Consider the following 19,069-nt stretch of genomic DNA (forward strand, 5'->3'; position numbering starts at 1 on the left):
ATCGGTGGACCTCTTTCTTCGATGAGTGCTTGGCCGTACACACCGAAGATCCCGCCGATGGCCGTCTACGTCTTCACGCCTCGCCGCTGGCCCTCAAACCCCACCACTCCCTGGGACTCTCCTTGGTCATGTTGTACGGCGGCCTACGGCTTGGCGAGGCCTGCACGACCCAGCAACTGACAGGCAACATGCTGTTCGTCGACAGGCAACGCCGACCAGACGGGCACCTCGCATCGTCCAAGACGACCGGGCCTGTCGTGCTGCCGGACTGGCTTGCCAAGCGCTACGAGGAGCACGACTTCGAGCGAGCAGCCAACACCGTGTACGTCGGCATCAGGCGAGCGGGTAGACGTGCGCAGCTCGAACTGCGACCTCACATGCTGCGACATGCCTTCGCCACGAACCTCGTTGCGGCAGGAGCTACGCCTGAGGTGCTACGCCGCCAGATGCGCCACCACGACGTGGCGGTCAGCCTCCGCTACTACGTCCAGACGACCACCGACGACGTCGCTGCGACCGTCCTCAGAATGGACATTCGCCGTTCGCTTTAGGAAATGAACCGTAGTAAAATAGTAGTAGTTGGAAACCACTACTTCCGCGAGGAGATTCACCGAACTTCGAACCGGTTCGTCCCGTCCCCGAGGCAGAGAGTAGTGGCTCTGACTCGGGGACGCTTGCGTTCCCAGTAGGTCCGACGGCGGTAGCCAGCGCGCTGGTGATTCGCATCGTTGAGAGGCAGCAAACCTGTCAACGAACACAGCAGAGAAGTGGCCTTGCTCGGCTAGTAGCAACCTCTGCTTGTCACCCCGAAATGGAAGAAGGTTGGGGAGGCCCCGGTAGCACGGGGCGGGACCGGGGTTTGAGCAGTGACCGCATGGCGTGACGGGCACCCCGGGATTGAAGTCGGACCCCCTCTGAGTGACACGTAGAGGGCGGCCCCTTACCGACGTATGTCCAAACAGCAACACATTCCGGTTACCCGGAGGGACTCCCTCCGGACCACCCGGCGAACCGCTGCGCGGCCCGCTTCGAGGTCTGCCTAATCACGAACTTAGAGAAGAGATTCAACTGGCCGTAGGCCAGTCGGCGCCTGCGCCGATGCCAAGAGGGAAGGAGGTACGCAAATGAGCAACCTGGAAGAGTTTCTGGCGAGGTTGAAGCCAGAGACAAGGGCTAAGTTGATGTTCGCGTCAGAGGCCGAGCAACCGGTCTATGAGACGCGGGAAGACGAGACGGCAGCGCACATGCGCTGAACCATGCGGGTAGGGCTGCTGAGCAGGTAGCCCTACTCTGGTTCTCCATGACGCTTCGGCTTGTGCTCATCGCAGTGCGGGCAGTAGGCCTTTCCCCTAACCTCCGTCAGCATTGCGCTGCAGTCAGGACACGTTCCCCAGTCGCTCATGGCTGCAGCCTAGGAGCGAAGCGCCGCATCCGCGATGGCATCCACGCTCTCCACATGGAAGTAGGCAACGGTTCGCCGGCCCTCCGTGATGACGATGACCGCTCCTGCTTGCACGAGCTGCGTGCCATCGTTGTCGACCACGAGCCAGCACCCGCTCGCACCCGACCGCCATGCCGCACGGTCTTCGACATCGAGCACGACGGAGGCGCTGCCCGAATCCACAGTGTGCGGAGGGACGAAGCCAGTCACCGCATAAACCTGGGTGGGCGGCGTAGGAGGCGGGCCGCTGTCACGCCCGCCCTGTTCTGGCGTCAGCCACACGACGTAGCCGTGGAACGGAAGAGGGTGTCTGGCCTGTCCATCGGTCGAGTCTCCTTCTCAGGCAGCAGCCGCGTCCAAGTCCGCCGAACTCAGGACCGCCCTCACGGTGGACGGGTACCACCGAGCGCCGCCGCGCGCGGTCGCGACACCGTCGCGGTTCAGACCCTCTGCAATGGCGGCAAGGGTCTGTCCCTCACTTCGGGCTGCGACGATGCGGGCCGTCACCTCTGCGGGAAGCGTGCGCGGGCGCCCGAGGCGCTTGCCCTGAGCCTTCAACTGCTGCAGCGCGGCGCTGGTACGCGCGCCGATGAGCTGGCGCTCGTACTCCGCAAAGGCAGCCATGACATTGGCCATCAGCTGGCCACTCGGCACGGTCGTGTCGATGGCGAGGTCGAGAACGACGAGTTCCCAACCCTCGCGCCTGGCACGGTCCATCAGGGTGGCGAAGTCAAGGAGCGAACGGGACAGCCGGTCGAGCTTGGAGACGACGAGCACTGACGCCTGCCCCTTCCGCAGCATGTCGAGCGCCGTGGCGATGGCAGGACGAGACAGGTTCTTGGCGGAGTACCCCTCATCCGACATGAACTCGACATCCGCCCAGTCCCGCCGAGCGGCCTCGGCAGCGATGGCGCTCCGTTGGTCACCGAGACCGAGACCCGAAACCGCCTGCTCGTCAGTGGAGACGCGCAGGTAGCCGATGACCTTGCGAGACCGCTTCTTCATGCCGTCAGATTACACTAAATGGTCGTTTAGTGTAATCAGTCCTCTTCGACAGCGAAGTCCTCTTGGGCGTAGTCCACGACAATCTCAATGAGAGCTTGGATGTCGTCGTTGCAGTTCTTGAACTCGATGTGCTCCAAGGAGGCAGGGTCTTCTCGAACGGCTTGGGCCAGGAGCGCGTGCATGAACGACTGCGTAGCAAGCTCGACGCCATCGAAGTCGAGCAAGACGACCCTGTGCTTGGCCAGACCTGGCTTGAGCACCTCTTCCCGCAGCGTTGCGGCAGCGTCCTTGTCTCCTGCGAAGGAGCCTGCGTATCGCTTCACCTTGGTCACTTGAACCTCGCTCTGTACTTCTCCTTGTTGGCGGCGCGGACGTTGAAGCCGTAGGCCTTGCGGATGTCACCCATGAGCGCCTCAAAGCCCACATCCTCGCTCACCGTCAGGTCAACGCCCACCGAGGTTCCGGGAAACTCGTGCGCGTACTCGCGCCATGTGACACGGTCCTCCTCGAGTCGCGGCTGGAGGGCCTTCCCCCGCGACGACAACAGCTTCATCTGCTGGTCACCCGTCACCATCACCATGTGGTGGCTAGACGCGAGGACCATCGCCTTCATGAAGAAAAGCCCCGCGCCACCGTTGGTCTCGTTACCACCGAAGCGGGGAGTAGTTCCTGTCACTCCAGGACGGAACGCCAGTTCGATGGCATGCCTGTGCGTCGAGACAGGGTGGGCGAACTGCATGCTCTCTAGGACCCCCTGACCAGCATCGCTGACCCCCAACAGAAGCCGACCGCTGCTCCGCGCAACCTGGGCTGCCACGTATGCACCTCCCTCAGCCCGAGAGTGCTCCAGCACGTTGCGAATCATCTCGAACAGCACGTACTTCACTGCGCGGGTCTGCTCCGGCGACGCGTGAAGTAGTGGCCCAACCTCGACCACGAAGTCGTTCAGCTCGGCGTTTGTGCGAATCTGCCGCAAGGGCACGAACCGCCCGGCGGCCTCTTGTGGGTGCTGCACGGTGATGCTTCGTTCAACTCCCAGCACTTCGAAGAGGCCCATCCGCTCGAGATAGCGGGTACTCGAGTTGATTTTCTCGTTCTCGAGCCTGACGTCACCGCCACGCGAGCGGGCAGCCTCGCCCATCGCCGCAATCATGGTGACAACCATCGGATGCACGGAGAACAGCCCCTCGGGGAGGACGAACGTCAGGTCGTCCTTGCCGTCATCCGTGACGCATCGAAGGAAGCGTTCGATGTCGTTCAGGTACGACCGGTTGGGGAGAGTGACGCGCATGCAACCTCCATCGGAGTCCGAGTGACGGCACTCTAGTCACGCCGAGTCTGCGAGCATCGAGACGTGACCGTGAAATCAGGCAGCCGAGTCGCAGTCAGTGGCGGGTACGACTTCGAGCCCGAGTGGCTGGGGGGCGCGCAAGCAGTGACCGGTCGGGTAGCCAAGTGGATACCTGGGCAGAACAGCCAACCGGCGTGCGTGGTGTTGCTTGACTTCCCGTTAATTGCCATCGGCGACGTGCGCGGACGCAGAGAGAGACGGGAAGGCCGGTACATCGTCCTCGGACTGCGCTACCAGGGGCAGGAGTGGGAGACGAGTGGGACTGTGCACGTCGAACTGCTGGCTTCGGAGCCAACAGACTTGCCCTGGTCGGAACGAGAACAGGGCGCGTGGGTCGAATCGCACGCCACCTACACGGTCCTCGACTGAGGCCGTGCGCACTATCCGGCCTCGGAGTGGTCGGGCGAGACGGCGTTCAAGCGTGGTCGACAGGTTTATGCATTTCTGACGCCGAAAGAAGACGCCGAGGTGACGTTAAGAGACGTTCACTCGGGCAGGTGGAGGACGCTGTCGTACGGACCGCCCCCAGCGCCAGAACAGCCTGAAACCCGCACAGAACGGGCTAGAATCGGCCAAAATCCATCCGGAGTACCCCTTCAACGTCACATGAAGGCCAAAACCCTCACACGTTGAAGCGGAACTCCACCACGTCGCCGTCGGCCATCACGTAGTCCTTGCCCTCGATGCGGACCTTGCCGGCCTCCTTGGCCTTCTGCATGGTGCCCGCGGCCATGAGGTCGTCGAAGGAGACGATCTCGGCCTTGATGAAGCCCTTCTGGAAGTCGGTGTGGATGACTCCCGCGGCCTCGGGGGCGGTGGCGCCCTTGGCGATCGTCCAGGCCCGCGTCTCCTTGGGGCCGGCGGTGAGGTAGGTCTGCAGGCCGAGGGTGTCGAAGCCGACGCGGGCGAGCTGGTCGAGGCCCGACTCGGTGATGCCCATCTCGGCGAGCATCTCGTGCGCCATCTCGTCGTCGTCCATCTCGGCCAGGTCGGCCTCGAACTTCGCGTCGAGGAAGATCGCCTCGGCGGGCGCGACGAGCTCGCGCATCGAGGCGAGGAGCGGCTCGTCGGAGAGCTCGTCGGCGTCGCAGTTGAAGACGAAGATGAACGGCTTGGCGGTGAGCAGCGAGAGCTCGCGCAGCAGGTCGCGCTCGATGGTCGAGTCGATGATCGGCGTGCCGCCCTCGAGGGCGCTCAGCGCCGCGCGCGCCGCGTCGAGGACCGCGGTCTTCGACTTGTCGGTGCGGGCCTCCTTCTCCAGCCGCGGGATCGCCTTCTCGACGGTCTGGATGTCGGCGAGGATCAGCTCGGTCTGGATCGTGCCGATGTCGGAGGAGGGGTTGACCTCGCCGTCGACGTGGGTGACGTCCTCGTCGCGGAAGACCCGCGTCACCTGGCAGATCGCGGCGGACTCGCGGATGTGCGAGAGGAACTTGTTGCCCAGGCCCTCGCCCTCCGAGGCGCCGCGGACGATGCCGGCGATGTCGACGAACTCGACGGTCGCGGGGAGCTGCCTGGCCGAGCCGAACACCTCGGCGAGCTGGGCGAGGCGCTCGTCGGGGACACCGACGACGCCGACGTTGGGCTCGATCGTGGCGAACGGGTAGTTCGCCGCCAGCACGTCGTTCTTGGTCAGGGCGTTGAAGAGGGTCGACTTGCCCGCGTTGGGGAGTCCGACGATACCGATGGTGAGAGCCACGGGCCGGGAGTCTACGGGCGCACGGGAGCCCACCGCGATTCGAGGCGGGAGCCCTCGGGACGCGCCGTCCGCGAGTTGCACAGGCTTGGACCGGGCTTGTTCACTCGTGCTGTCCCCTGCCGCCCGGCCCCGTCGCCACGACCTCCCAAGGACCCATGCCCTCCTGGCTCCAAGAGCTGCTCGCGCTCGTCGCCACGCTCCCCACGACCGCGGCCGGTGTGCCCGCGCTCGCGGTCCCCGACGTCCCCGTCACCACCGGCTCGGCGGTGACGGCGGCGAGCCCGGTCTTCGCCGACGAGTTCGACGCGCCGTACGCCGATCGCTGGGCCCACATCGGTTCCTCGAGCGCCGAGAAGGTCACCCAGGAGACCGTCGACGGGCGTACGGCGATCGGCCTGGCGCCGGAGGCGCACCTCGAGTTCAGCCAGGCGGTGCCGTTCGAGCCCGGGACGACCTACCGGGCGAGCGCCACCCTCAAGATGCCGACCGAGACCGGCGTCCACCCGTCCTTCTGGCTGCGCACCAACGACCTGCAGCGCGCCGGCGAGATCGACGTGGTCGAGAGCTGGGGCCAGCAGAAGGGCTGCGGCCGCGTGCAGGTCGCCTACTACTGGCGCTACTCCCCGCCGATCGGCGACGTCGAGTGCGCGGGTGACCGCTACCCACAGGACATGGACGCCTGGCACACCTACTCGGTGGAGTTCACCTACCAAGGCCCGGGCCAGGACCCGGCGGCCGAGACGGCGACCCCGACGAGGTTCTTCGTCGACGGCGTCGAGACCTGGTCGACCACGCACGCGCCGGTCACCGCCGAGCACCTGCGCCTGCAGAACAAGCGCAACTGCCCCGACGAGGAGCAGCCGACCTGCGGACAGACGTCCACGACGCCGTCGATGTACGTCGACAACGTCTCCGTCGAGGTCATCGGCCGCGCCCCGACGGGGCTGCCGGCCGACCTGACCGCGGTCCGCCGGACCGAGAACGGCGCCGAGGCGCACGTGCTGAGCGCGGCCTCGGGCTACACCACCTACGCCAACCAGACCCCGCTCCCCCTGACGGGCCGGGGCTGGCGCTTCACCGGCGGCGACTTCGACGGCGACCGCGCGGCCGACGTCTACGCGGTCCGGATGGCCGGCCGGAACACCGCCCAGGTGCAGGTGCTCGACGGTGGCGACTACCTGCACTCCTCGCTCACCCACGCCACGATCGTCGAGCGTCGGGGTGGGCTCGGCCGGACCCGTTTCCTGGCCGGCGACGTCGACGGCGACGGTCGTGACGACCTCTACCTCGTGTCCAACCGAGACGGACGGACCCACCTGACCGTGCTCGACGCGAGCACCGGTTTCCAGACCCGACTGGCCGACGTCGACCTGGCCGTCCCGTCGCTGCCCCGCGCCCGCTGGAAGCTCGCGACCGGTGACTACGACTTCGACGGGCGTGACGACCTCTACCTCGTCGACACCCAGGCGGGGGCGAACACGGCGGTGCACGTGCTCAACGCCCGCACCGAGTTCATGTCCTTCCTCGCGCAGACCGCCACGGCCGCGCCCGTCCTCGACGCGGACTGGACGGTCACGACCGCCGACGACAACGCCGACGGCCGCGCCGACCTCGTCCTCGTCGACCGCGACGCCGCGGGCGTCACGGAGACGCACACGCTGGACGCGGCGACCGGCTTCTCGACGTACGTCCGCGAGGCCCGCACCGTGCTGGGCCCGACCACCGACGGCGCCTGGACCATCTCCGGCTGACGTCCGCAGAGTTACGAGGCGGCCCCGGGACAGCACGAGGGCCCGACCTGACGGTCGGGCCCTCGTGCTGTGCGTGGTGCAGCCGCGGTCAGCCGCCGTAGATCGCCCGCACGCCGTCACCGTCGGTGGCGGTGAAGGACAGGTCGGCGGACGAGCCGTTGCACTGGGGGTAGTGCATGATCGAGGCCGAGTCGTAGGGCGTCAGCGGACGCCAGTTGTTGTCCTCGAAGCAGGTGCCGGCCTCGGGGCGCGTGTGCTCGTGCCGGAACCCGAGGGCGTGGCCGAGCTCGTGGCCCAAGATGTTGCCCGGGGTCCACGAACCGGAGTTCTGGAGCGACGTCGAGTTGACGAGCACGTTGCGCTGCGAGTCGCTGGTGCTCGGGAAGAACGCCCGGGCGATGTACTGGTTGGTGTTGGTGGGCTCGACCGAGAACAGCACCGAGTTGTTGCTGACGGTGCAGTTGCTGTCGGCGCTCGGGACGTAGATGAAGTTGACGCCGGACGAGGCCGACTCCCAGATCCCTGCGCCCTGCGACATGGCCGAGACGACCGCGTTGTAGTCGGAGCCGAAGGCCGTGCTGACGCAGTAGGTCAGGTTGCGGGCCTGGCTGGCGCTCCACTTGTCGTCGACACCACCCACGGTGTTGACCACGAGACCGTTCTCCTGGCTGCTCTTGGGCTTGGCGACCATGCGGTCGTAGTAGTCGCGCAGTGCCTGGGTGTCGGCAATGACCTCGTCGCCGTTGACGACGTACTGGCCGCCCACGTCCTGGAAGGTGGCCGCCTTGAACTCCGCGAAGGTGGGGACGCGGTCCTGGGCCACCTGCGCGTGGGCCGATGGGCCCGCCGTCAGCACCATGGCTGAGGCTGCGATCGTGGCTGCGGCGATACGACTGAGCTTGCTCTTCATCATCTCTGGTTTCCTCCGGTTGGGTACGGATGTCCCTCCATCAAACGGTCTAGACCACTTGCAGGGAAGTGCATTCGGCGCGCAGTTCGCTGCGATGCACGAACTTGCAACGCCCGGCTCCATGGAAAACTCCAGCCATGAGCCAGGCACCTGCCGACCAGACCGATCACGAGCGCGGCGAAGCACGACCCGCGACGGCGGTGGCGCTGCGCGAACCCGCCCACCAGGTCTCGCCGCGTGCCGTCACCTACTGGCGCGTGAGCGCCCTGGTCGCCGCCGTCGTGGAGTGGGCGATCGTCATCCCGGTCTACGTCTTCGTGCTGCCCGTGGTCTTCGAGGACCCCGCGCGGCCGTGGTGGACCACCGCGATCCTCGTCGTGTCGCTCGTCGCTCCGCTGGTGCACCTGCTGCTGATGCCGCAGCTGCGCTTCCGGGTGCACCGCTGGGAGGTCACGCCCACCGCGATCCACACCCGCGCCGGCTGGATCGACATCGAGAGCCGGGTCGCCCCGCTGAGCCGGGTGCAGACGGTCGACTCGACCCAGGGTGCCCTGATGCGCGTGTTCGGGCTCGCCTCGCTGACCGTCACCACCGCGTCCGCGGCCGGCCCGATCACCATCGACTGCCTCGATCGCGACGTCGCCCAGCGGCTCGTGGCCGAGCTCACCGAGGTCACCGGCGCGAGCGAGGGTGACGCGACGTGAGCGAGCCCTCCGCGCCCGAGGCGGACCTGGCGCCCGGAGCGACCGAGGCGACACCCGAGGCGGGTCCCGAGGTCGAGTGGCATCGCCTCTCGCCGCGCAACCTGCTGATCAACCCGGTCAAGGTCGTCGGCCAGTTCGCCGTCCCCGCGGTCATCGCGCTCGTCGGCGTCAGCCAGGGCGACCGCGGGCTGCCGTGGTGGGCGGCACCGTTCGTCGTCGTCGGAGCCCTGGCGCTGGGAGCGGTGCCGTGGCTCACGACCTTCTACCGCACGACGCCGACCCAGTTCCAGGTCCGCAGCGGGCTGCTCAACAAGACCATGAAGACGGCCCCGCTCGACCGGGTGCGCAGCGTCGACCTCGAGGCGTCGCTGCTGCACCGGGTCGTCGGGTTGTCCAAGGTCCAGGTCGGCACCGGCGTCGACGACGACCGCATCACCCTCGACTCGGTCAGCACGGAGCAGGCCGCCACCCTGCGACAGTTCCTGCTGGCCCGCCGGGCGCCGACGACGGTGCCCTCCGACCAGCCCACCGGCCAGCCCATCGGCCAGCCCACCGGCCAGCCCGCCGGGGACGGTCCGGTCGGGACCGGCGAGCTCAGCGGCGTACCCCCCGAGCCCGGCCGCGTGCTGGCCGAGATCGACTGGGCGTGGCTGCGCTTCGCGCCGTTCAGCCTGGCGCGCCTGGTCGTGCTCGCCGCCGCCGTCGGCGCGCTGTCGCAGTTCGGGGACCAGCTGCCGATCGCGGACACGGCGCAGTCGGCGTGGGGGTGGGTGCACCAGTTCGCGCTCTACCTCGTCGTCCTCGGACTGCTCGTCGGCGGGCTGGTGAGCTGGGTGATGGTCGCCGTGACGGGCTACGTCGTGCAGTGGTGGAACATGCGGCTGACCCGCGAGGCGGGCTCGCTGCACCTGACCGCCGGCCTCTTCACCACCCGGTCGATCACCGTCGAGGAGCAGCGCGTGCGTGGCGTCGAGATGAAGGAGCCGGTGCTGCTGCGGCTCGTCGGCGGCGCCGAGCTGTCGACGCTGGCGACCGGTGTCGGTTCAGGGGGCGTCACCGCGATCCTGCCGCCGTGCCCGGTCGGGGTGGCCCGGGACGTCGGCGCCGACGTGCTCGAGACCGCGACCCCGATGGGTGTGCCGCTGGTGGCGCACGGCCCGGCCGCGCGGCGACGCACGTGGATCCGACACCTGTGGGGTGTCCTGGTCGTCACCGCGATCCCGCTGGTCGCCTCGATCTGGGTCGACCTGCCCTGGTGGCTGCCCGTGCTGGTCGGTGTCGTCTCGCTCGCGCTGGCGGGGCTCGGTGCCGAGGCGGCGTACAGGCACCTCGGCCACGCCGCCACCCCCGACCACGTCGTCGTCGGCAGCGGTGAGCTGACGCGGGTGCGCACCGTGCTCGAGCACGACGGCATCATCGGCTGGGTCGTGCACCAGACGTTCTTCCAGCGTCGGCTGTCGCTCGCGACCCTCACCGCGACGACCGCGGCCGGCGCCGAGCGGGTGGTGGCCCGGGACATCCCGCTGCCCGCGGCGATCCGGCTGGCCGATGCGTCGACACCCGGGGTGCTGACCGCGTTCCTGGCGTGAGCGAGCGCCCGCTTCCCGCTCGGGACAGGTGGCGGGCGCCCGCTCGGCCTCGAACCTGCCCCACATCTGCATGGGTGTAAAGACCCGATCGGGTGGTTGCCGGGCGTCTTCTAGGGTGGGCCGGTGCGCATCGCGACCTGGAACGTCAACTCCCTCCGCTCCCGCATCGACCGCGTCGAGGCCTTCCTCGACCGGCACGAGATCGACGTGCTCGCGCTGCAGGAGACGAAGGCCCGCGAGGACCAGCTGCCGCTGATGGGGCTGCAGGCGCGCGGCTACGACATCGCCGTCGCCGGCGTGAACCAGTGGAACGGCGTCGCGCTGCTCTCGCGTGTCGGGCTCGAGGACGTCACCGTCGGCTTCGCCGACATGCCGGGGTACGGCGATCCGCTGGCCGCCGAGGCCCGCGCCATCGGCGCCACGGCGGGCGGCGTGCGCATCTGGTCGCTCTACGTGCCCAACGGTCGCAAGCCCGACGACCCGCACTACGTCTACAAGCTCGACTGGCTGGCGCGGCTGCGTGCGGCGGCCGGCGAGTGGCTGGACGGCGAGACCGTGCTGGTCGGCGACTGGAACATCTGCCCGACCGACGCCGACGTCTTCGACCCGGCCCAGTTCGCGAAGTCGACCCACGTGACGCCCCCCGAGCGTGCCGCCTTCCAGGCGTTCCTCGACGACGGCTACGTCGAGGTCACCCGCGAGCACGCTCCGGGCTACACCTACTGGGACTACTACCGTCAGCGCTTCGAGCGCGATCGCGGGCTCAAGATCGACTTCGCGCTGGCCTCCCCCGCCCTCGCCTCCCGCGTCACCGGGGCCTTCATCGACCGCGACGAGCGCGACCCCGCCCAGGGCACCGGGAGCCCGTCCGACCACGCGCCGGTGGTCGTCGACCTCGACTGACCCGGCGTACTCCATTCGCGGCATCTTCGCGGCGCGGTCGTGCGACCCCGCGCCCGTTCGGGCCTACGGTGCCCTCGGCCGTCCGGCTCTCCCGAAGGAGGTGGGCGATGCGACTCCGTGCCGCCATCGTCGCTGTCTGCTGCGTGCTGTCCTCGACGGCCGCACCGACCGTCGCCCGAGCCGCGCCCGCCGACCCGCTCCCCGCGCCCCGGGTCGCACTGCCCGGTCCCGGCGCGCTCGCCGTGGACGACGGGTTCCTCACGGCATCTGGCCAGCGCCTCACCGGGCCGTGGACACCGGGCCTGGACACGGTGGCCTTCTCCCCCGACGGCTCCAGCATCGCCTGGACCGACTGGGGAGTCCTCAACGTGACGGACGCGGCGGGCAACACCCGCACGCTGACCGACGTCGGTCGCAGGATCAACAGCCTCCGCTGGGCGCACAGCGGCGCCCGTCTGGCCGTCCAGTTCAGCAACAACGGCGACGAGTCGGACGGCACGATCGCGACCGTCCCGCTCGACGGCAGCGCTCCACCCACCGTGGTGATCAAGGGAGAGAAGGGCGAGGTCACGAACCTCGAGTGGGCCGCCGACGACTCCGCCCTCCTCTACGTTCGCAGGAGCAGCGTCCTGTACGGCGCCGGCGTGGACGTCTTCCGCTACGACCTGGCAACCGGCACCCACACCCAGCTCACGAACAACTGCACGTGGGCCACCCCCGGCCCGCCGAGCAAGATCGCGCCGACGTGCGCAGCGCCGTCCTGGACCATCGGGGAGATCTCGCTCTCGCCCGACGGGACGCGGCTGACCATCGTGGGCGCCGGACAGCCCGAGCTCCCCGGGACCCGCCCGACCACCCTCTCGGTGCTCGACCTCGCCTCGGGGGTGTCCACGGTGGTGCTGCGCAACACCGACCCGGCCATCGCCGCGCTGGGGCCCTTTCCCGTGATCACGGGCGGAGTCTGGTCACCCGACGGATCCACCATCGCGGCATCCCTCTTCGACCAGGACCGCAACGCGTACGACACGGTGCTCGTCCCCTCGGCCGGCGGGCCGGCGACCTACCTCGCGCCCAGCGGGGCGAAGTCGTGGCAGGCCTGCCCGACGGGGTCGTGCCCCGTGTTCGGGACCCCGCCCCTGACGCTGAAGCTCACCTTCAAGCCCACCCTCGGCAAGTACGTCGTCGCCACGGGCCTCCTCCGTCCCGTCGTCTGGGAGGTCACGCCGACGGAGGTCTCCGCCTCGATCTATTCGAGGACGAAGGCCAAGGGTCCGTGGCGCAAGGGCAAGGCCAGCACCGGGGCCGTCGCCGCGAAGGACGGCAGCTTCCGGATCCTCCTCACACGACCCCGCAACGCCGTCACGTGCAAGGTCGTGGTCGTCGCACCGGCCTCCTGGGGCACGCTGCAGGCCAGGAAGGTCAAGAAGCTCAGCTGCTGAGCCGGCGCCCGGCCGGCCTCAGCCGGTGACCGCGAGGCTGGCCCGCTCGATCTCGGCGGGCGAGAGCACGTGCGCGATGGCCAGCGCCGCGGCGCCGAGCACACCGGCCTGCTCGCCTGCGGCCGACGGGACGATGCGCAGGTGCTCGGTGGCGAGCGGCAGCGAGCGCTGGTAGACGGTCTCGCGGATGCCGGCGATCAGGTGCTCGCCGGCACCCGACATGGCCCCGCCGATCACCACGACAGAGGGGTTGATGAAGTTGACGACCATCGCCACGACCTCGCCCATGTCGCGACCGGCCTGACGCACCACCTGCACCGCGTCGAGGTTGCCGCCGCGCACCAGCGCGACGATGTCGGCGCTGCCGGTCACCTCCGCGCCCGAGGCGCGGAGCGTGGCCGCGAGGGCGGGTGCGGCGGCGACGGCCTCGAGGCAGCCCTCGTTGCCGCACCGGCAGGTGACGCCCTCGGCGCCGGGGAGTCGGACGTGGCCCACGTCGCCGGCCGTGCCCATCGCGCCTCGCTGCAACGCGCCGCCCGAGATGATGCCTGCGCCGATGCCGGTGGAGACCTTGATGAAGACGAGGTCCTGCACGTCGGGGAAGTGGGCGTGCTGCTCCCCCAGCGCCATGATGTTGACGTCGTTGTCGATCAGCACCGGCACGTCGACGTGGCGCCGCACGTGCGCCGGGACGTCGTACCTGTCCCAGCCCGGCATGATCGGCGGGTTGATGGCGCGGCCGCTCGAGTGCTCGACCGGCCCCGGCAGTCCGATGCCGATGGCGGCGAGATCGGCGAGCTTGCGCTGCTGGCCGCGCAGCAACGAGCGGACGGTCGTGGTGACCCAGCCCAGCACGACGTCGGGGCCGTCGGCGATGTCGAGGTCGGCGCGCGCCTCGGCCAGGATCGTGCCGGCGAGGTCGGCGAGCACCGCCCGGGCGTGGGTGGCCCCGAGGTCGACACCGACGACGACCCGCGCGCTCGGGTTGAGGGCCAGGAGCGACGGCGGTCGTCCGCCGGTGGAGACCGCATCGCCGTACGGCGCCACGAGCCCGAGCCTCAGCAGCACGTCGATCCGCGCGGCGATCGTGGAGCGCGCGAGGCCGCTCGACTCGGCCAGCTGGGCGCGGGTCTGGGGCCCGCCGTCCCGCAGCAGCTCGAACACGTCGCTGGTCTTCACGGCGTGGATTCAACCACCGATTCTTTTGTGCGTCCATCAAACATCTTTTGCCGGACTCTCGACATAAGCCGGTGACGCGTGTCACAGTGACGCCGTGGAAACGCCGTCCCCCGACCTCGCCGCCGACCGTGCCGCCGATGTGGCCCCGGTGCTCACCGTGCGCGGGATCAGCAAGAGCTTCGTCGGCAACCTCGTGCTCCGCGACGCCTCGCTCGAGCTGCGTCCCGGTCAGGTCCTCGGCCTCGTCGGGGAGAACGGCGCGGGCAAGTCGACCTTGATGAAGATCCTCGCCGGGGTGCACCAGGCCGACGAGGGCACGGTCGAGATCGGCGGCGAGACCGTGTCGTTCAGCCACCCGGTCCAGGCGCAGCAGGCGGGGCTGTCCACCGTCTTCCAGGAGTTCAACCTCCTCCCCGAGCGCTCGATCGCCGAGAACATCTGGCTGGGTCGCGAGCCGCGGCGCCGCGGGTTCGTCGACACCGGCGCGATGGTCCGCGACACCGACGAGCTCCTGACCGGGCTCGGCATCACCGGGCTGCGCGCCACCCGCCGCGTGCGCTCGCTGTCGGTCGCCGAGCAGCAGGTCGTCGAGATCGCCAAGGCGGTCAGCTTCGACGCGCGGATCATCCAGATGGACGAGCCGACCGCGGCGCTCGCCGACCACGAGGTCGAGCTGCTCTACACGATCATCCGCCGCCTCACCGCCCGCGGTGTCGCGATCATCTACGTCTCCCACCGGCTCAAGGAGGTCTTCGACCTCTGCGACACGATCACGGTCCTCAAGGACGGCGTGCAGGTCGCCACGACGCCCGCGGCCGAGCTCGACGAGGCGGGGCTGGTGCGCCTGATGGTGGGCCGCTCGATGTCCGCCTTCTTCCCCGACCCGCTCGAGGGCACGACGCCCGGGGACGTCCGGCTCGAGCTGCGCGGCGCCGGCAACGGCTACGTCGACGGCGTCGACCTGGCCGTGCGCGGCGGCGAGATCGTCGGCCTCGCGGGCCTCCAGGGCTCCGGACGCACCGAGCTGCTCGAGGCCGTCTTCGGCGTCACGCCCCTCACCCGCGGCGAGCTCGCCATCGACGGGGCCGTGGTCGCCGTACGCACCCCCAAGCAGGCCATCCGGCGCGGCCTCGCCCTCGTCACCGAGGACCGCAAGACCACCGGGCTCGCGCTGCACCAGTCGATCCTCGACAACTCGCTGGCCGTGGTCCGGGCGGTGTTCCCCTCCCGCACCGGCGAGGCGCGCGCCGGCGTGCCGGCCTCGTTGTCGACGCTCGCGGTCTCGGCGCGGTCGCTGTCGCAGGAGGCGCAGTTCCTCTCCGGCGGCAACCAGCAGAAGGTCGTTCTCGCCCGCTGGCTCGCCGCGCGCCCCGGCGTGGTGCTGATGGACGAGCCCACCCGCGGCATCGACGTCGGCGCCAAGCACGCGATCTACGAGGTCATGCGCAGCCTGGCCGCCGAGGGCGTCGCCGTCCTGATGGTCTCCAGCGAGCTCCCGGAGGTGATCGGCATGGCCGACCGGATCGTCGTCATGCGCGACGGCCGGGTCGCGGGCGAGCTGCCCGCCGGCTCCTCCGAGGAGGACGTGCTCACGATGGCGACGGGCGCCTCGACCGGGACGCAGGTGGCGTCGTGAGGGGCCGGCTCGGAGCGGTCACGTCGACGACGATCGTGTACGCCGTCCTGCTGCTCGCCGTCGTCGTCGGGGCGATCCTGACGGCCGCCCACGGCCGCAACTTCTTCAGCGTCGGCAACGTCGACAACATCCTCACCACCACCAGCATCCTGGGCTTCATCGCGATCGGGCAGACGCTCGTCATCCTCGGCGGCTCGCTCGACCTGTCGGTGCCCTTCGTGGTCAGCCTGGCCAGCGTCGTCGGCGGCGGGATCATGGCCGGCGACCCCGGCAACATCGTCCCGGCGGTCGCCGTGGCCCTCCTCATCGGCGCGGCCGTCGGGCTCGCCAACGGCCTGATCGTCACCCTGCTGCACGTCCACGGCTTCATCGCGACCCTCGGCACCGGCCTGGTCATCTCGGGCTACCTCGCCAGCAACTACAAGGGCAGCCACGGGAGCGCGCCGCGCGACTTCCGGCTCCTCGACGCCACCCGGATCGGCCCGGTGCCGATCTCGACGCTGATCATGATCGGCTGCGCGGTCGCGGCGATCCTGATGCTGCGGCGCACGCGGCTGGGGCACCACCTGTACGCCGTCGGCGGCAACGCGGAGGTCGCGCGGCTGTCCGGCCTGCGCACCCCGGTCCCGGTGGTCGCGGCCCACGTCATCTGCTCGTCACTGGCGGCTGTGGCCGGCCTGCTGCTGCTCGCGCGGCTCAGCGTCGGCAACCCGACGATCGGCTCGCAGGGCGGCTACGACCTGATGTCCATCGCCGCGGTCGTGCTCGGCGGCACGCTGCTGGCCGGCGGCAAGGGCAACATCGCCGGCACCCTGGCCGGCGTCGCGATCTTCGCCGTCATCGACAACGTCATGGGCGTCATGCAGATCAACCCGTTCCTGCGCGACGTCGTGCGCGGCGTGGTGATCGTGGTCGCCGTCGCGGTCTACGCCCGTCGCGAGATCGACGCCCGACCTCCGAGGTTCGGCCGACAGCTCGTCCTCGACGCCGAGCCGGAGGAGGTCCGATGAACCACCCCACCCGACCACTCGCTGCGCTCGCGCTCGTGAGGGGAGCCCGATGAGCACCATCACCACGACCGAGACGACCGCCCGTCCCGAGCTCCCGGCCCACCAGGGCTCCCTGGGTGCGCGGATCGCGGCCGGCATGGCGACCCCCGGCGGCGCGGTGTTCGTGCTGGTGGCGGTCCTGCTCGTCTCCATCATGATCTCCAACCCCAACTTCACCGACCCCGGCGCCCTCATCCGCTTCGCGGGACGTACGGCGCCGATCGCGATCGCCGCCATGGGGCAGTACTACGTGATCGTCAGCGGCGAGTTCGACCTCTCGATGGGGGCCGTGATCGCCACGCAGGTGGTCCTCGCCGGCAACTTCATCGGCCAGGACCAGGGGCGCATCCTGCCCGGCATCGTGCTCATGCTCGTCGTCGGTGCGCTGATCGGCGTCGTCAACGGCCTCATCACGACGCTGCTCAAGGTGCCGAGCTTCATCGTCACACTCGGCACGATGCTCGCCCTGACCGGGCTCGTGCGCTACATCACCGGCGGCGCCGCGACCGGCAACCCGGTCGACGACTTCCGGCAGATCGGTCGCGGCGGCATCCAGGACGTGCCGGTCGTCGACATCGTGCCGTACCCGCTGATCATCCTGGTCGCGCTGGCCGCCGCCTCGGTGTGGCTGATGCGCCGGCCCTTCGGCCGCACCCTCATCGCCATCGGCGACAACCCCGCGGCGACCAACTACTCCGGCGCGCCGCTGTGGTCCTACAAGACCCGGGCCTTCGTGCTGTCGTCGCTCTCGGCGACCGTGGCCGGCATCCTGCTCGTCGGCTACGCCGGCGTGCACCCCTCGGTCGGCGCCGGCTACGAGTTCACCGCCATCACCGCGGTCGTCCTCGGCGGCGTGCTGCTCGGCGGCGGCCGCGGCTGGGTGCTCTCGGCCGCGGCGGGCGCGTTCGCGCTCGAGCTGCTCTTCACGCTGCTCACGTCCCTCGGTGTCCCGTCCACGTGGCGCGACACCGTGCAGGGCCTGATCATCATCGCCGCGGTCGCCGTCTCGGCCCGCGCCTGGCAGGTCGGCCGGCGCCCGCGCCGTACGCCCTCCCCCACGGATCTCTCGGCAGGAACACCCACCCAGCCCGCGACGGGCACAACCACAGGAGATAGCTGATGCGCAGGACTATGAGGGGGGCCATCGCGTCCGCCGCAGTGCTCGTCGTGCTGGCGGGCTGCAGCACCGACGACGTCGACGAGCCGACCGACGCCACCGCCTCGGAGACGACCTCCGAGGACACGGGCGACGCGGAGGAGCCCGCCGACGACACCGAGTGGTTCGTCCAGGCCGACTACGACGAGCAGGACGCGCAGCGCTCCGCCACTTTCGAGGGTGACGAGGCCGAGCCGTGGCTGCAGTACATCGACGGCGAGATGACCGACACCTCGGAGTTCAAGGCCGACGGCGCCAAGAAGGTGTGCTTCGCCAACGCCTCCGTCTCCAACCCGTGGCGCCAGACCGGGTTCATCACGATGACCCAGCAGCTCGAGGCACTCAAGGACGCCGGCGCGATCTCCGACATGGAGGTGCGCGACGCCCAGGACGACGACAACACCCAGCTCGCCGACATCGACTACTTCATCTCCGAGGGCAACTGCGACGCCTTCATCATCTCGCCCAACTCCACGGCCGCGATGACGCCCGGCGTCGAGCGCGCCTGCGACACCGGCAAGCCTGTCGTCGTCTTCGACCGCGGCGTCGAGACGGACTGCGCCACCACCTTCATCCACCCGATCGGTGGCTACGCGTGGGGCATCGACACCGCCAACTTCCTCTCGGAGAACCTCGAGGAGGGCGACAAGGTGATCGCGCTGCGGATCCTGCCGGGCGTCGACGTGCTCGAGACCCGCTGGGCCGCGGCCGAGAAGATCTTCGAGGAGAACGCCATCGACGCCGAGGACTTCTTCACCGGCGCCGACCCGACCGAGATCAAGAAGATCATCACCGACGCGCTCAACCAGGGCGAGGTCAAGGGCGTGTGGATGGACGCCGGTGACGGCGCCGTCGCCGCGATCGAGGCCTTCGAGGACGCCGGCGTCGACTACCCCGTCATGACCGGCGAGGACGAGATGAGCTTCCTGCGCAAGTGGGAGGACACCGGCCTGACCGGCCTCGCGCCCGTCTACTCCAACTTCCAGTGGCGCACGCCGCTGCTCGCCGTGCAGAAGATCTTCGCCGGCGAGGAGGTCCCGAAGGAGTGGGTGCTCCCGCAGACCCCGATCACCGAGGACGAGCGGGCCGAGTTCCTCGAGGCCAACGACGGGATGCCCGACGGCCACTACGCGAAGTTCGGCGGCGAGGACCTGCCGGGCTTCCCGGAGGCCTGGCAGGACCGCTGATCCGTTGCTGTTCACCTGATCGACCGGCCGGTCACGGCGCCCCCGTGACCGGCCGGCCACCCCCCTGCGC

General features: G+C 69.4%; 19 protein-coding genes. 12 read left to right on the forward strand and 7 right to left on the reverse strand.

What is annotated here, in order from left to right; translation table 11 throughout:
• A partial coding sequence (locus C7S10_RS00005; protein WP_207769170.1) for a tyrosine-type recombinase/integrase occupies positions 1-551 on the forward strand: 551 nt, incomplete at its 5' end.
• Positions 552-1,124: 573 nt separating this feature from the next.
• On the forward strand, positions 1,125-1,253 hold the full coding sequence (locus tag C7S10_RS22935) for a hypothetical protein (RefSeq protein ID WP_279303143.1): 129 nt from the start codon (positions 1,125-1,127) through the stop codon (positions 1,251-1,253).
• A 158-nt stretch (positions 1,254-1,411) separates the two neighbouring features.
• Here the strand turns inward: C7S10_RS22935 and C7S10_RS00010 are convergent, their stop codons facing one another.
• The 4 genes from C7S10_RS00010 to C7S10_RS00025 all read right to left on the reverse strand — a co-directional run bounded on the left by C7S10_RS00010 (position 1,412) and on the right by C7S10_RS00025 (position 3,737).
• Entirely contained in the window at positions 1,412-1,651 is a 240-nt protein-coding gene (locus tag C7S10_RS00010) for a hypothetical protein (protein ID WP_108342375.1), read from the reverse strand.
• A gap of 129 nt (positions 1,652-1,780) precedes the next feature.
• A complete protein-coding gene (locus C7S10_RS00015) occupies positions 1,781-2,446 on the reverse strand; it encodes a recombinase family protein (RefSeq protein WP_108342376.1) in 666 nt (221 codons plus the stop codon).
• Between the two features lie 35 nt (positions 2,447-2,481).
• The gene (locus C7S10_RS00020) at positions 2,482-2,778 is read right to left on the reverse strand and encodes an STAS-like domain-containing protein (RefSeq protein WP_108342377.1); all 297 of its coding nucleotides are present in this window, start codon (positions 2,776-2,778) and stop codon (positions 2,482-2,484) included.
• On the reverse strand, positions 2,775-3,737 hold the full coding sequence (locus C7S10_RS00025) for a hypothetical protein (protein WP_108342378.1): 963 nt from the start codon (positions 3,735-3,737) through the stop codon (positions 2,775-2,777). Before C7S10_RS00025 ends, C7S10_RS00020 begins: the two co-directional genes overlap by 4 nt.
• Before the next feature lie 63 nt (positions 3,738-3,800).
• On the opposite strand from C7S10_RS00025, the gene C7S10_RS21985 reads away from it, so the two are divergent.
• Positions 3,801-4,166: a hypothetical protein gene (locus C7S10_RS21985; protein ID WP_133176389.1), complete on the forward strand. Its 366-nt coding sequence runs from the start codon at positions 3,801-3,803 to the stop codon at positions 4,164-4,166.
• Positions 4,167-4,419: 253 nt separating this feature from the next.
• Here C7S10_RS21985 and ychF read toward each other — a convergent pair whose 3' ends face one another.
• Positions 4,420-5,496 (reverse strand): redox-regulated ATPase YchF, encoded by a 1,077-nt coding sequence (gene ychF, locus C7S10_RS00035; protein ID WP_108342380.1) that lies wholly within the window; start codon positions 5,494-5,496, stop codon positions 4,420-4,422.
• Between the two features lie 155 nt (positions 5,497-5,651).
• Here ychF and C7S10_RS00040 point away from each other — a divergent pair, with 155 nt between their 5' ends.
• Positions 5,652-7,247, forward strand: coding sequence for an FG-GAP-like repeat-containing protein (locus tag C7S10_RS00040; protein ID WP_108342381.1), 1,596 nt, complete (start codon positions 5,652-5,654; stop codon positions 7,245-7,247).
• 88 nt (positions 7,248-7,335) lie between these two features.
• On the opposite strand, the gene C7S10_RS00045 is transcribed toward C7S10_RS00040, so the two are convergent.
• Entirely contained in the window at positions 7,336-8,160 is an 825-nt protein-coding gene (locus tag C7S10_RS00045) for a zinc metalloprotease (protein WP_207769171.1), read from the reverse strand.
• A gap of 134 nt (positions 8,161-8,294) precedes the next feature.
• Here C7S10_RS00045 and C7S10_RS00050 point away from each other — a divergent pair, with 134 nt between their 5' ends.
• The 4 genes from C7S10_RS00050 to C7S10_RS00065 all read left to right on the forward strand — a co-directional run bounded on the left by C7S10_RS00050 (position 8,295) and on the right by C7S10_RS00065 (position 12,792).
• Positions 8,295-8,861: a PH domain-containing protein gene (locus tag C7S10_RS00050; RefSeq protein ID WP_108342382.1), complete on the forward strand. Its 567-nt coding sequence runs from the start codon at positions 8,295-8,297 to the stop codon at positions 8,859-8,861.
• Positions 8,858-10,450, forward strand: a complete 1,593-nt coding sequence (locus C7S10_RS00055; protein WP_108342383.1) for a PH domain-containing protein — start codon at positions 8,858-8,860, stop codon at positions 10,448-10,450. Before C7S10_RS00050 ends, C7S10_RS00055 begins: the two co-directional genes overlap by 4 nt.
• Before the next feature lie 123 nt (positions 10,451-10,573).
• On the forward strand, positions 10,574-11,353 hold the full coding sequence (locus C7S10_RS00060) for an exodeoxyribonuclease III (protein WP_108342384.1): 780 nt from the start codon (positions 10,574-10,576) through the stop codon (positions 11,351-11,353).
• A gap of 107 nt (positions 11,354-11,460) precedes the next feature.
• Complete coding sequence (locus tag C7S10_RS00065; protein WP_108342385.1) at positions 11,461-12,792, forward strand: TolB family protein; 1,332 nt, start codon at positions 11,461-11,463, stop codon at positions 12,790-12,792.
• Between the two features lie 18 nt (positions 12,793-12,810).
• On the opposite strand, the gene C7S10_RS00070 is transcribed toward C7S10_RS00065, so the two are convergent.
• Positions 12,811-13,971: an ROK family transcriptional regulator gene (locus tag C7S10_RS00070; protein WP_243395123.1), complete on the reverse strand. Its 1,161-nt coding sequence runs from the start codon at positions 13,969-13,971 to the stop codon at positions 12,811-12,813.
• 94 nt (positions 13,972-14,065) lie between these two features.
• Here C7S10_RS00070 and C7S10_RS00075 point away from each other — a divergent pair, with 94 nt between their 5' ends.
• Genes C7S10_RS00075 through C7S10_RS00090 form a run of 4 tightly spaced genes read left to right on the forward strand, consistent with a single transcriptional unit; the run spans position 14,066 to position 18,999 of the window.
• Positions 14,066-15,607, forward strand: a complete 1,542-nt coding sequence (locus C7S10_RS00075; protein WP_207769172.1) for a sugar ABC transporter ATP-binding protein — start codon at positions 14,066-14,068, stop codon at positions 15,605-15,607.
• Positions 15,604-16,617 (forward strand): ABC transporter permease, encoded by a 1,014-nt coding sequence (locus C7S10_RS00080; RefSeq protein ID WP_108342387.1) that lies wholly within the window; start codon positions 15,604-15,606, stop codon positions 16,615-16,617. The genes C7S10_RS00075 and C7S10_RS00080 overlap by 4 nt, the downstream gene beginning before the upstream one ends.
• Before the next feature lie 49 nt (positions 16,618-16,666).
• Positions 16,667-17,776, forward strand: a complete 1,110-nt coding sequence (locus C7S10_RS00085) for an ABC transporter permease (RefSeq protein WP_108342388.1) — start codon at positions 16,667-16,669, stop codon at positions 17,774-17,776.
• A gap of 11 nt (positions 17,777-17,787) precedes the next feature.
• Complete coding sequence (locus C7S10_RS00090; RefSeq protein WP_207769173.1) at positions 17,788-18,999, forward strand: substrate-binding domain-containing protein; 1,212 nt, start codon at positions 17,788-17,790, stop codon at positions 18,997-18,999.
• Positions 19,000-19,069 lie beyond the last annotated feature (70 nt).

It is taken from the genome of Nocardioides currus (assembly GCF_003057875.1).
Classification (GTDB): Bacteria; Actinomycetota; Actinomycetes; order Propionibacteriales; family Nocardioidaceae; genus Nocardioides; species Nocardioides currus.